This window comes from Pseudomonas fluorescens (assembly GCF_902497855.1).
GTDB classification, from domain to species: Bacteria; Pseudomonadota; Gammaproteobacteria; order Pseudomonadales; family Pseudomonadaceae; genus Aquipseudomonas; species Aquipseudomonas fluorescens_BI.
In genome coordinates this window covers 13867-25887 of sequence record NZ_CABVHU010000028.1, presented here as the reverse complement: position 1 = coordinate 25887, position 12021 = coordinate 13867, and the positions used below count along the sequence as shown (strand labels likewise).

Annotated in this window: 11 protein-coding genes; 10 read left to right on the top strand and 1 reads right to left on the bottom strand. The window is 62.5% G+C overall.

From position 1 onward, the window contains the following. Window positions 1–67 precede the first annotated feature (67 nt). From F8N96_RS32965 to F8N96_RS32930, 8 genes are all read left to right on the top strand, one after another. Complete coding sequence (locus F8N96_RS32965) at window positions 68–640, top strand: cysteine hydrolase family protein (RefSeq protein WP_150801338.1); 573 nt, start codon at window positions 68–70, stop codon at window positions 638–640. Between the two features lie 142 nt (window positions 641–782). Next, window positions 783–1913, top strand: coding sequence for a sterol desaturase family protein (locus tag F8N96_RS32960; protein ID WP_150801337.1), 1131 nt, complete (start codon window positions 783–785; stop codon window positions 1911–1913). Continuing rightward, window positions 1865–2887: a helix-turn-helix transcriptional regulator gene (locus F8N96_RS32955; protein WP_150801336.1), complete on the top strand. Its 1023-nt coding sequence runs from the start codon at window positions 1865–1867 to the stop codon at window positions 2885–2887. Before F8N96_RS32960 ends, F8N96_RS32955 begins: the two co-directional genes overlap by 49 nt. Before the next feature lie 159 nt (window positions 2888–3046). Beyond that, window positions 3047–4915: an amidohydrolase gene (locus tag F8N96_RS32950; protein ID WP_150801335.1), complete on the top strand. Its 1869-nt coding sequence runs from the start codon at window positions 3047–3049 to the stop codon at window positions 4913–4915. An 18-nt stretch (window positions 4916–4933) separates the two neighbouring features. Next, window positions 4934–6676 (top strand): amidohydrolase, encoded by a 1743-nt coding sequence (locus F8N96_RS32945; RefSeq protein WP_150801334.1) that lies wholly within the window; start codon window positions 4934–4936, stop codon window positions 6674–6676. 112 nt (window positions 6677–6788) lie between these two features. Further along, a complete protein-coding gene (locus F8N96_RS32940) occupies window positions 6789–7529 on the top strand; it encodes a TorF family putative porin (protein WP_150801333.1) in 741 nt (246 codons plus the stop codon). A gap of 227 nt (window positions 7530–7756) precedes the next feature. Further along, window positions 7757–8041, top strand: a complete 285-nt coding sequence (locus F8N96_RS32935; protein WP_191635406.1) for a hypothetical protein — start codon at window positions 7757–7759, stop codon at window positions 8039–8041. Window positions 8042–8069: 28 nt separating this feature from the next. Beyond that, window positions 8070–8528, top strand: a complete 459-nt coding sequence (locus tag F8N96_RS32930; RefSeq protein WP_150801331.1) for a GNAT family N-acetyltransferase — start codon at window positions 8070–8072, stop codon at window positions 8526–8528. Window position 8529: 1 nt separating this feature from the next. Here F8N96_RS32930 and F8N96_RS32925 read toward each other — a convergent pair whose 3' ends face one another. Beyond that, window positions 8530–9537 carry a LacI family DNA-binding transcriptional regulator gene (locus F8N96_RS32925; protein ID WP_150801330.1) on the bottom strand — a complete coding sequence of 336 codons (1008 nt, stop codon included), beginning with the start codon at window positions 9535–9537 and terminating at the stop codon, window positions 8530–8532. Between the two features lie 197 nt (window positions 9538–9734). Between F8N96_RS32925 and F8N96_RS32920 the strand changes: the two genes are divergently transcribed. Then, complete coding sequence (locus tag F8N96_RS32920) at window positions 9735–10901, top strand: Gfo/Idh/MocA family protein (RefSeq protein ID WP_150801329.1); 1167 nt, start codon at window positions 9735–9737, stop codon at window positions 10899–10901. Then, window positions 10898–12001: a sugar phosphate isomerase/epimerase family protein gene (locus F8N96_RS32915; RefSeq protein WP_150801328.1), complete on the top strand. Its 1104-nt coding sequence runs from the start codon at window positions 10898–10900 to the stop codon at window positions 11999–12001. The genes F8N96_RS32920 and F8N96_RS32915 overlap by 4 nt, the downstream gene beginning before the upstream one ends. The last annotated feature ends 20 nt before the right edge of the window (window positions 12002–12021 follow it).

Sequence of the window (12021 nt, the reverse complement as noted above, 5' to 3'; positions counted from 1 at the left end):
GGCTTTTTCAAAGGGGACGGATCTGTTTTTCCGTCCCCTGAGCCCATGACATTTCAAGGGAGGAACCATGACCACTGCACTGCTGATCATCGACGTCCAACGTTTGCTGTGCGTCGGCGAGTACGAATGCTTCGAGATCAAGCGTGTCATCGATCTCATCAACGGCCTGAGCGCCAGGGCACGCGTAGCAGGCATCCCGGTCATCCTGATTCAACATGAGGAAAGGGACAGCCTGCTACAGCAGGGGAGCGAAGGCTGGCAGTTGGCCGAAAGCCTGGAAACATCAACCCATGACCTGCGTGTACGAAAAACCAGCCAGGATTCTTTTTACCAAACCCCTCTGCTGCAAATGCTGCAACGGCGGGATGTCGAGCGCCTGATCATCTGCGGCCTGCAAACCGACTATTGCGTCAATGCCACCGTGCGCCAGGCCCTGAAACTGGGCTATGACGTGGTGCTCGCCGCCGACGCCCATTCCACAGTCGACACCGACAACATGGCCGCCGATGACATCATTGCCGAGCACAATACCCGCCTCGCACGCCTGAGCAGTCCGGTGTCCCGGATCGATGTCATTGCGACCAGCGAAATACGCATCAAGAACCGAAAATTTCGATCAACCCGGTCAGGAATGCGCTGACCAGATCCCGCTGACGGTTGAGTCGTTCGGTCGGGTAACGGGTAAAGAGGGGGTAGGAGCCTGGCGCGGGACTACACTGAAAGCTTGCCTGTCGAACCCTCTTTGTTGCGCAATGCCCTTCCTTCGACGGAGGCCGGCTTTCGTGGATGTCCTGGTGCTTCTCCATGACTACCTGATCAAGTGGGTGATCGAGCCTGTCGCCGATCAGTTCCTGGGCATTTTCGATCTCAACGGCCGCTTCGGTCTGGTCTTTCTGTTCACCGCTTACAGCGTCGCCTACGGCCTGTTCCGGTTGAGGAAATACCGTGGGCTGACCGACGCGCACTCTTTCTGGCAGTTCATCGGCGGCAGCCGGGTGTATTTTCATCGCTCGGCGTTGCTCGATTACCGCTACTACCTGGTGCGGGGCATTCTCAAAGTCGCGCTGGTGCTGCCCATCGTTGGCCTGGTGGACCCGTACATCCTGCGCTCCGGGGACTACATCGCCTTTTTCACCCACCTCTGGGGCGCGCGGGTGCAAGTACAAGAGCACTTCGCGCTTTCCCTGCTCTACGGACTGGGCGTGTTCGTGCTCAAGGACTTCGTCAATTACTGGAGCCATCGGGCCTTTCATACGCGCTGGCTGTGGGCGTTCCACAAGGTCCATCACTCGGCGCCGGTGCTGGTCCCGGCGACGGCCAGCCGGGTGCATTTCGTGGAAAAAATTATTGAAAAAATGGCCATCACCTTCTGCCTCGGCGCCTATGCCGGGGTTTTCTGGTACGCCTGTGGCGGACAGATCGGCGCCTATACCTTGTTCGGCGTGACCTATCTGGTGTTCATCCTCAATGGACTGGCGGGCAACCTGCGCCACAGCCATGTCTGGTTGTCCTTCGGGCCCAGGGTCGAACATGTGCTGAACAGCCCGGCCCAGCATCAGGTCCACCACAGTGACGCGCCCCGGCACCTGAACAAGAACTTCGGGGTTAACCTGTCCATCTGGGACTGGATGTTCGGCACGCTCTATGTCACCACCTCGAAGCCCGAGCCCGTTCGATTTGGCACGGGCGAGCAGGATCACCAGCGCTACCTGACAATCTACAGCCTGATCGTCACCCCCTTCGTCGAAACCGCGCGCAATATCCGCCCGACCAAACGCCCGCAGAACGGCGGTGGCGGCTGGACGCGATGGGTGCGCCATGGCATGGTCGCATTCCAGGCCATTCAGCAGACGGGAACAGAGCGATGGAGGCGGGTGATGAGGTCGGCGGCGGGACGTCGATGGCAACGCTGAACGCGTTCAATCAGTGTGTGCTGCACCTGGGGCGCCTTGCCCGGGATCGCGGGGCCTCCCAATTCATTGCCGATGGTTTGCAGGCATTTGCCCGGTTGGTGCCCTTCGCGTCGGCATGGTGGGGCGAGATGTCGACGTCCGACGACAGTGCGCCCCCGCAAAGCTGGATGCACGGGCGAATCAATCTGCCCGAGTCGTTTGCCATCGAATGGCACAAGGTAGCGGTCAATGACAGGTTTTCCCAGGCCACGCTGAGCCAGCCCGGCGAGGTCGTGCGCGACAGCGGGTTCACCGACCCCTGCGAGGCCGTGAACGACTTCGCCCGGCGCCATGACCTCTACCACTTGATGTGCATCACGTTCGAGTTGCCCGAGAGCGGCTTGATGTTTTTCGTCTGCCTCTACCGTGGCCTTCAGGCTCCGGCGTTCAACGACAGCGAAGCCGGCTTGTTCTCGGCCTTCTGCGATCACTTGCTCCAGCTGTGGCGGTTTCAGGTCCAGGACATGATCCGGTTCGACACCGGCAACGGTGCAACCGACTTCGGCGTTGCGCGCATGGATGGCAGCCTGCTCTACGTGGGGGCCAGGCTGTGCGCCGCCATTGAACATGAGTTGCCCGGCTGGAGCGGCTCGATGCTGCCTTCCCAGGTGATCGCGCAATTGCCCAAGGCACCCTGCGTGATGCGCCTGGGCCGCTGCGCACTGACACTGAGTCCCAATGCCGAGCATGTGATTCTGTCGCTGGAGACGCTGTCCCGCGGGGCGGTGCTTGCACCCCGGGAACGGACCGCCGCCATGCTGTTCGCCGCCGGTCACTCCTACAAGGAAATTGCCAGGATCCTGGCATTGAGCCCTGCCACCGTGCGCACTTATCTGCGCAACTGCTACCTGCAGCTCGGCGTCAAAAGCAAGGTGGAACTCGGTTCTGCCTTGCGCTCGCCCAGCCCGCCCGCGCAGACCCCGCGTCGGGCCTAGCCCCGGCGCCGCCGATCTTTCACCGGAAAACCGCCTGACCCCTCCTCATTTGTGGAGGTCCGGATTTGTGCTGCCCTCTATAAGGTATGCCTTGCATTCAGGGGTTGCACGGCAGCGTGTTCGGGCCACTTCAAAACTATAAGAACAGAGGTGAGGCAGTTGAAATTTTCCAGGTTATTTATCGCCGTTGCCGCGACCACGGCCGTTTCCGGCCTGGCGCTGGTGGGGTGTCAGACCCAGGGTTCGACCGGCGCCGACATGGTGCTGCGCAACGGTTATGTCTACACCGTCGATGGCCACAATTCCGTGCAGCAGGCGATCGCCGTAGCCAACGGCAAGATCGTCTATGTCGGTAGCGATGACGGGGTCAGCCCGTACATCGGCCAGCAGACACAGCTGATCGATCTGGCGGGGCGCATGTTGATGCCGGGCTTCATCGATGCGCACATGCATCCGGGGGATGGCGGCAGGGCCATGACCTTGTGCGACCTGAAATACCAGACGATGACCCGCAAGGTCTTTCAGGAAACCATTCAGGCGTGCCTGGATGCCGACAAGGACAAGGGGCCCGACGTCTGGCTCGAGGTGGGCAGTTGGGATCGCATGGGCATGACCGGGCTCGATGGCGACCCGGACAAGTCGACGCTGGATGCGCTCAAGACCGATCGCCCGATTCAGGTCCGCTCCACCGATTTCCATACCGTGCTGACCAACTCTCGCGGCCTGGAAGTGGCTGGCATCAACAGGCACACGGCCAATCCCGGTGACGGCAAGTACGTGCGCGACAGCGCCGGCAACCCGACCGGCATCTGCGAAGACGGCGCTGCCGATGCCATGGCCGCCGTGGTGCCGCCCGCCACCGATGCCGAGAAGCTCAACCAGACCCGCGCCGCGCTGGACGCCATGCGCCAGCAAGGCATCACCACGTTCTTCGATGCCTTGTCCGGGCCGGAAAATGGCAAGGCGTTCACGGCGCTGCAGCGGTCGGGCGAATTGACTGCCCGGGCCTTGCTGGCGATCAAGCTGGACCCTGCCGCCGCCGCTGCCGACCCGGTGAAAACCATCGCCGAGGCCAAGGCATTGGCCGACACCTACGATCAGGGTGAAGCCAAGGCCGCGCCCGGTGTGAACATGCGCCACGTCAAATTGTTCATGGACGGCATTATCAATGCGCCGGCCGACACCGGTGCAATGTTGGCGCCATACCTGCGCAATGCCGGCACCGACACGACGCCGAAGTGGACCCCCGGCAAGAACACCGGTGAGCTTTACTTCCCGCCGCAAGTGCTCAATCCGCTGCTGCTGCAAGCGGTGCAGGCCGGGCTCGATCCGCACCTTCACGCCACCGGAGACCGGGCGGTGCGAGATTCGCTGGATGGCATTGAATACGTGCGCCGGCAATTGCCTGGCAATGGCTTCCGCCCGGCGATCACTCATGCCGAATCGGTAGACCCCGCCGACTATCCACGCTTCAAGGCGCTCGACGTGACCGCCAACATGTCCTTCCAGTGGGCCCAGCAGGCGCCCTCTACGGTCGACGGCACCAACGAGCACCTGGGAACTGCGCGGTTTGCCCGCATGGAACCCTCCGGCAGCATCGCCCGTGCCGGCGGCCGTGTGGCGTATGGCAGCGACTGGCCGGTCGACCCTCTCGACGAACTCCTGGCGCTGAAGATCGGTGTCACCCGCTCAGGCGATCCGCTGAACCCGCACAGCTACGGCCCCCAGTATGCAGGCCGGCTGAATGCCGACCCGGCCCTGTCCCGAGCCGAAGTGCTGCGCAGCATCACCCTGAACGCTGCCGAGCAGTTGAAACTGGACGCCGTCGCCGGCTCGGTCGAAGTCGGCAAGTTCGCCGACCTGATCGTCCTGGACCAGAACTTCATGCAGGTTCCCGAAGAGGCGTTGGCGCGAAACGAAGTGCTGCTGACGATCGTGGGCGGCAAGGTCGTGTGGGCCAAGGCGCCGTTCGTTGGCCTGGCTCCGCAGGTGTTGTCCCAGGCCTCAGCCTCCCGTTCAGCCCAATAAAAACAAGAGAGTGTTCCGATGCAACGATTCATTCCCAACCTGTTGGCCGCAGCCCTGGCTTTTTCCGCGGTGCCGGCCATGGCCGCCGCTGACCTGGTGTTGTTCAACGGCAAGGTATTCACCGCCGAACCTGGTCAGGGGCTGGTGCAGGCGGTAGCCGTGCAAGACGGCAAGATTCTCAAGGCGGGCAGCAATGCCCAGATCAACGCCCTGGCCGATGCCCGCACGCAACGTATCGACCTGGCGGGCAAGGTGCTGATGCCGGGCATGATCGATACCCACAGTCACCCGGTGGTGGCGGCCTTCGACAGCATGAGGGCCAACCTGCTGGATGAAGTCAAACCGTTGCCCGAGCTTGAACAGTGGATCATCGAGCAGGATCAGGCGGGCGTTGCCCGTGCCGGTGATGTGATCAGCATTGCCGGGGTGAGTTCGGCCTATTGGGACAAAAGCCGTGAGCTTGGCCAGCGTTTCAATCAAGGGCGCTGGTTGGAGCAACCGCTGGTCCTCAGCGGGATCGACGGGCATACCGGATGGGCCAACGACGCCATGCTCAAGCGCCTGAAGATCGACGCGGCATTGGTGAAAGGCCTGTCGGAACAGGATCGCAGCTTTGTGGGGCACGATGCGGATTTCACCCCTAACGGCTATTTTGCCGAGTCGCGCTGGGACCAGGTCCGCAGCCAGATCCCGGCGCCCAGCGCCGAGATCATGTTGAAAGCCGCCCGCGAGGCGGTGAAGGTCAACAATCAATATGGCGTCACCGCCTGGATGGACGCGGCGGCCAATGCCGGCAGCGGCGATTCGCTGTTCGATTTCCAGGCCACCGAGCAGAGCTACGGGGTGCTGCCGCTGTACCGCGAACTGGCGCAAAAGGGTGAGCTCAACGCCCACGTAGCCGCGCTGTTGCTGGCCAACCCGAAAAGCCGACCGGCCGACCTGGAAGTGCTGGCCAAGGTGATGAAAAAATTCGAGGGCGTACCCAACCTGAGCTTTCCCGGAATCAAGGTCTTCGCCGACGGCGTTCTCGAGTTTCCAGGGCAGACGGCAGCGGTCATCGTGCCCTTCAACAACAGTCAGAAAGACGGTCAACTCTTGATCGACCCCGCGCACTTCGGTGAATTGGTGGTGGCGGCGGAGAAGCGCGACTGGATCGTGCACACCCATGCGGTCGGCGACCGCGCGGTTCGCGAGTCACTCGATGGTATTGCCTACGCACGCACACTCAACCCGACCCCGGTGGCCCATAGCATCAGCCACTTGCAACTGGTCAATCCCAAAGAGTTTGCGCGCTTCAAGCAACTGGGCGTGATCGCCTCCATGCAGCTGCTGTGGGCCACCGGCGAGAGTTACACCGTCGAACTGGTCAAACCCTACATCAGCGCGTTTGCCTACGGTTACCAATACCCCGCCAGGTCCCTGCACAACGCCGGCGCCGTGATCGCCGGCGGCAGTGACTGGCCGGTGTCCAGCCCCAACCCGTGGAATGCCATCGCCCAGGCCAGCACGCGCAAAGGGCCGCTGGGTGTGCTCAATGCCAAGGAAAGCCTCGATCGCCAGAGCATGTTCTACGCCTACACCTTGAATGCCGCCAAAGCCCTGCGCCTGGAGCGGCAGATCGGCTCGCTGGCACCTGGCAAGCAGGCTGACCTGATCATTCTCGACCGCGATGTGTTCAAGGTCAGCGATGACGAACTGTTCGACACCAAAGTCCTGAAGACCTTTTTCGCCGGCAAAGAGGTTTACGCGCCCGCGTCCTGACGCATTCCCCTGCCGCAGCACCCGAAAAAATGACCGGCTCCTCCTACCGCGAGGGGCTCGGCCTCGCCATGCCCGACATTCCCCGCACCCTCCATAACAATAAGAGATTCGTATGAACGCATGCTCAGTCTTCGCCCTGGCCAGCCTGGTATTGGCCCCCTTGACCACCCACGCACTGACCCTCAATGACGACTTCAACCTGGACATGAGCCTGGGGGTATTCAGCGACTACCGCACCCGTGGCATTTCGCAGACCCTGGGTGATCCGGCGGCACAGGCCAGCGCCACGCTGGTGCACAGCAGCGGCCTGTACATGGGCGCCTGGACGTCGAACGTCGATTTCGGCGGCGAGTTCAAGACCCGGCAGGAACTCGAGTACTACGCCGGTTACTACTGGCAGGCGAGCGAGGCCATCAGTCTCGACCTGGGCTACATCAAGTACGACTATCCCAAGGAAGGCCAATTCAACCTGAGCGAGGTCTACGCCATTCTTGATGTGTATGGCGTAAAGCTCGGCGCCAACTACTCGAACGATACGCCGAACGTCTTCGGTGAAGACCAGGACACCCTTTACACCTACCTCAGCTACCAGTTCACCTTGCCGGCCGAGCTGGGCCTGAACGTGCGCGTGGGGCGCGGCGATGTCAAAGACCCGGCCTACTGGACCACCAACGGTGATAGCCGCGAGGCTTATTACGAGTGGGAAGCCAAACTGAGCCGTGATTTCGTGGGCGTGACCTGGGGGCTGAGCTACATCGATACCGACCTGTCGAAAAGCGAATGCGCGGGTTGGTATGGCTACGACGATCTGTGCACGGCGACGGTGGTCGCCAGTGCCAGCAAGACGTTCTAAACGTTAAACATCAATTCAGGGTCGAGCGATCAAATTGTGGCGAGGGAACTTGCTCCCGCTCGACTGCGCAGCAATCGCAAAAAACGGCACTGCTGTCAGAATTTGGGGGCCGCTACGCAGGCCGGCTTCGGAACGCCGCCCGGAGCAAGCTCGCTCCCACAAGGTTCTGAGGTTTGCCCTGGATTATGCTAACAACCAAGATCCCTGTGGGAGCGAGCCTGCTCGCGATGGACTTCAACGATTACGCATTCGCCCTGAATGAACGCGTCGCTCTCCAGACCATCGCGAGCAGGCTCGCTCCCACAAGGTTCTACGGTTTACCCTGGATTATGCTAACAACCAAGATCCCTGTGGGAGCGAGCCTGCTCGCGATGGACTTCAACGATAACGCGTTCGCCCTGAATGAACGCATCGCTCTCCGGACCATCGTCGGAACGCCGCGCGGAGCAAGCTTGCTCCTACGAGCTCCCGCACGCTGTGATTTTTTGATCTACATTTCCCTTTCCCGCTGATCAATCAATCCGTTCGGAGACGATCAACATGCCACTCCAGGCCCAGCGCGCCGACCCCTCCCACCTCGACAAAATCGCCAGCCTCTTCGACGCCTATCGCGGCTTCTACGGCCAGCCATCCAACCTCACACAGTCGCGCAACTTCATCGACGAGCGCATCGCCCGGGACGAATCGGCGATTTTCTTCGTCGAGGACGACACGGGTGAGGCGCTGGGGTTTGTCCAGTTGTACCCGACGTTTTCCTCGATCGACGCGCACCGCACCTGGCTGCTCAGCGACCTGTTCACCACCCCGGCGGCCCGTGGTCGCGGGGTAGGGACCTTGCTGATGAGCACCGCCCGAACCTTTGCGTTGCTCACCGGCGCCAAAGGCCTGGTGCTGGAGACGGCCACGGACAATCTCGGGGCGCAACGCCTGTATGAGTCGTTGGGGTATGTGCGCGATACGGGTTACTACACCTATTGCCTGGATTTGAAACAGGGCTGAATCAAGCGTCGCTGTCGAGCACGGCAGTGCTGTCGCGCAGGGTCAATTCGAATGGCAGCACCACATGTCGCTGCGGGATAGGTTTTTTCTCGATGAGGGCGATCAGCATCTCGACCGCCTTCTGCCCAAAGACCTCGGCGGGTTGGGCAATGGTGGTCAACGGCGGGTCGCAGTAGGCGGCGAAGGGAATGTCATCGAACCCCACCAGGGAAATATCCTCGGGCACCCGCAGCCCCTGTTGCTTGATGCGCTTCAACGCGCCGATCGCCATTTCATCGTTTTCGCAAAACAGCGCAGTAGGGCGCTCGGCCAGCTGCAGCAACGCGCCCGCCCCCTCGAAACCGGCGGTCAAGGTGAAGTCGCCGTGGCAGACCAGCGCCGGGTCGCAGGCAATCCCGGCCTGGCTCAGCGCATCGTGATAGCCGGCCACCCGGTCGCGGGTCAGCGGGCTGCTTTTCGGTCCCTTGACCAACCCGATCCGGCGGTGGCCCAGCCCGATCAGGTGTTCGGTCATGGCCTTGGCGGCTGCTCGGTTATCCAGGCTGATGGTGGGGTGGCGCCCGCCCTGAATCACTTCGCAGGCGTTGACCAAGGGCGGTGACTCGCCGTTGGGCGAGGGCGATTCGAAAGGGTCGTAGGCGCGCAACTGGATCACGCCGTCGGCCTGATGGGCGTGCACCAGGGCGGCGAATTCCCGTTCGACGTCCTCGCGGCCCTGGGTGTCGCACAGCAGCAGGCGGTACCCGGCCGCCTGGGCAGCCTGCTGGGCACCGCTGATGACCCGGGCGAAAAAGGTGTTGGCGATGGCCGGGACCAGAATCACCAGGTTGCCGGTCCGGCGCGAACGAAATTGCACGGCCATCAGGTTCGGCCGGTAGCCGGCCTGTTCCACCGCCGCATTGACCTTGTCCCGGGTTTCGGGGAGCACGCGTTCGGGCGATTTCAGTGTCCTGGACACGGTCGCCACCGAGACGCCGGCCAGGCGGGCAACTTCACGGATATTGGACAAGACAACCTCGTTAGGAAACGGCAAATGTCAGCGCGGCCGGCGAGCTTACCGCAGGCAGGCCATGGGTTGAAATGATCTTCATGGCTAATCCGGGTTTGACACCTCAAGCAACAGGGCCTAAATTTCCGGCATGATGTAACCGGTTACATCATAGTCAATCCTGAGTCTGAATCTCCCCCGGACAAGAGAAATTCGCGATGAACGTTGTAATCCCAAAAATACGCATGGGCTTCGTCGGGGGCGGCGAGGGCGCCTTCATCGGCAAGGCCCACCGCCAGGCTGCCGGCCTCGATGGACACTTTGAGCTGGTGTGCGGCGCCTTCAGTCGCGACGCGCGCAACAATCAAGACAGCGGTGCAGCCTTGGGCTTGCCCGCCTCACGCTGCTACAACGACTGGCAGCACATGCTGGCAGCCGAACGCGCGCTGCCCGCGGACCAGCGCATGGAGCTGCTGGTCATCGTCACCCCCAATCACCTGCACGCACCCATCGCCAGCCAAGCGCTGAGCGCGGGTTTTCATGTGTTCAGCGAGAAACCCGCGGCGCTCAACCTGGCCGAGCTGCTGGCGCTCAAGGCCGTGCTGAACAGCAGCGATCGCCTGTATGGACTGGCGCACACCTACCTGGGTTATCCGATGGTCTGGCAGGCCCGCAAGATGGTGCGCACCGGCGTGATAGGCGCCGTGCGCAAAGTCATGGTCGAGTACCCCCAGGGCTGGTTGAGCCGGGATGTGGCGGGGCAGGGCAACAAGCAGGCCGGCTGGCGCGATCAGCCCGAACAGTCAGGGCTGGGCGGCTGCATCGGCGATATCGGCACCCATGCCTTTTCCCTGGCCGAATTCGTCGCCGACCAACCCATCGAGCAGATCTGCGCGACCCTGGGCGTGCACATCGCCGGGCGGCAATTGGACGATGACGCAGCGATGCTGTTCAAGATGGCGGCCGGCGCCACCGGCGTCTTGATCGCCAGCCAGGTCTGCGCCGGTGAGGAGAACCCGCTGAAGATCCGCATCTACGGCGACAAGGGCGGGCTGGAATGGCGCCAGGAAGAACCGTCGAGCCTGATCCATCGTTCCCTCGATCAACCGATGCGCATCCTGCGCTCCGGTGTCGGCCAGCCCTGGTTGTGCGAGGCCGCGACCAGGCGCATGCGGCTGCCCGCCGGGCACCCCGAAGGTTATCTGGAAGCCATGGCCAACCTCTACGGCGACTTCGCCAGCGCGATCCGCAACCAGGTCGAAGGCCACGACGCCCCCGGCGTGCCGGGCATCGACGTCGGGCTGCGCGGCATGGCCTTCATCGAAGCGGCGATCGCCAACCATCGCGGCGACGCGAAGTGGACCGCCCTGGTCTGCCATCCATGAACCCGGAGAACCCACCCGTGAACCCTACCTCCCAAGCACCGACCGGCCTGCGCGGCCCGGGGATTTTCCTCGCGCAATTCATGTCCGCCGACGCGCCCTTCGATACCCTGGCCAACATTGCCCGCTGGGCGGCGTCCCAGGGCTACAAGGCCATTCAGCTACCCACCCTGGGCACGCAATACATCGACCTGGCCCGTGCCGCGGAAAGTCAAAGTTACTGCGACGAGTTGAAAGCCGTCTGCGCTGAGGCAGGCGTCGAAATCAGTGAGTTGTCGACTCACCTGCAAGGCCAACTGGTGGCCGTGCATCCGGCGTTCGATGCCTTGTTCGACGACTTCGCCCCCGCGCATCTGCGCGGCCAGCCCCAGGCGCGGACTGACTGGGCCATCGACCAATTGAAACTGGCGGCCCGCGCCAGCCAGCGCCTGGGGCTGAAAGCCCACGCGACCTTCTCCGGTGCGCTGCTCTGGCCCTACATCTACCCATGGCCACAACGGCCGAGCGGTCTGGTCGAGCAGGGGTTTGCCGAACTGGGCCGGCGCTGGCGGCCGATCCTCGATTGCTTCGAAGAGGCCGGCGTCGACCTCTGCTATGAAATCCACCCGGGTGAAGACCTGCACGACGGCGCCTCGTTCGAGCGTTTCCTGGAGGCCGTCGATCACCACCCGCGCGCCACGATCCTCTACGACCCGAGTCACCTGCTGTTGCAGCAAATGGACTACCTGGGGTTCATCGACCGCTATCACGAGCGCATCCGCATGTTTCACGTCAAGGACGCCGAGTTTCGCCCCGATGCCCGTTCCGGCGTTTACGGCGGCTACCAGGGTTGGGTGGATCGCCCGGGCCGGTTCCGTTCGTTGGGGGATGGGCAGATCGATTTCAAATCGATTTTCAGCAAGCTGACCCAGTACGACTTTGCCGGTTGGGCGGTGCTGGAGTGGGAGTGTTGCCTGAAAGACGCGGAGCAGGGCGCCGCAGAAGGGGCGGCGTTTATCCGCGAGCACATGATCAGCAAGACCCGAAAGGCCTTTGACGACTTCGCCAGCGTGACGTCCGACGAGGGTTTCAATCGACGGCTGCTGGGGTTGCCCGACGCCTGAAACTGCCGATTCTTTCCAGA

Coding starts and splice junctions, on each gene's coding strand:
- F8N96_RS32965 (WP_150801338.1), top strand. CDS start 68: ATGACCACTGCACTGCTGATCATCGACGTCCAACGTTTGCTGTGCGTC.
- F8N96_RS32955 (WP_150801336.1), top strand. CDS start 1,865: ATGGAGGCGGGTGATGAGGTCGGCGGCGGGACGTCGATGGCAACGCTG.
- F8N96_RS32945 (WP_150801334.1), top strand. CDS start 4,934: ATGCAACGATTCATTCCCAACCTGTTGGCCGCAGCCCTGGCTTTTTCC.
- F8N96_RS32940 (WP_150801333.1), top strand. CDS start 6,789: ATGAACGCATGCTCAGTCTTCGCCCTGGCCAGCCTGGTATTGGCCCCC.
- F8N96_RS32935 (WP_191635406.1), top strand. CDS start 7,757: ATGGACTTCAACGATTACGCATTCGCCCTGAATGAACGCGTCGCTCTC.
- F8N96_RS32930 (WP_150801331.1), top strand. CDS start 8,070: ATGCCACTCCAGGCCCAGCGCGCCGACCCCTCCCACCTCGACAAAATC.
- F8N96_RS32920 (WP_150801329.1), top strand. CDS start 9,735: ATGAACGTTGTAATCCCAAAAATACGCATGGGCTTCGTCGGGGGCGGC.
- F8N96_RS32915 (WP_150801328.1), top strand. CDS start 10,898: ATGAACCCGGAGAACCCACCCGTGAACCCTACCTCCCAAGCACCGACC.